This window comes from Pseudomonas huaxiensis, assembly GCF_003231275.1.
Lineage (GTDB): Bacteria > Pseudomonadota > Gammaproteobacteria > Pseudomonadales > Pseudomonadaceae > Aquipseudomonas > Aquipseudomonas huaxiensis.
On record NZ_QKVL01000175.1, the window covers coordinates 1 to 455 of the forward strand.

The 455-nt window shown below is 65.1% G+C and carries 1 protein-coding gene; it reads left to right on the forward strand.

Translation table 11 applies throughout. The features are described 5' to 3' along the window. Window positions 1-455: toxin VasX (locus DM374_RS32775; protein ID WP_318531832.1), on the forward strand; the 455-nt coding region annotated here is incomplete at both ends.

Sequence of the window (455 nt, forward strand, 5' to 3'; positions counted from 1 at the left end):
CTGCCGATCCTGCCCCTGCGCGCCGCCTATGCCCCGGAACCCTGGTACACCCAGGCACTGCCGCTGAACCGCGGCTCCGAGGTCAAGGCCGTGCGCATGCGGCTGGAGCAGCCACGCATTCTGCGCCAGGGCTTTCTCTATGTGATGCTCGATCGCAGGGAGTGGCAGGCCTACAAGATCACGCCCGAAGGCATGTTGCGCCAGTTCCCGCCGTACCAGGTGCCCCGAGAAGAGCCTCGGCCCCTGCCCGAGTCCTGCATCACCGCGGACCATGATATTCCGGGGGCCTTCCTCAATATCGACACCAACAAGTACTCCACTGCCTGGCTCGCCATCGCCAACGATCCCTGGCCCGAGAGTGTGCTGAATGGCTACCTGCGTGGCGGCGTGGTCGATGGCATGGCGCTGGAGGACCGCTTCTACAAACTCGACCTCAAGACCGCCCGCAACGACCC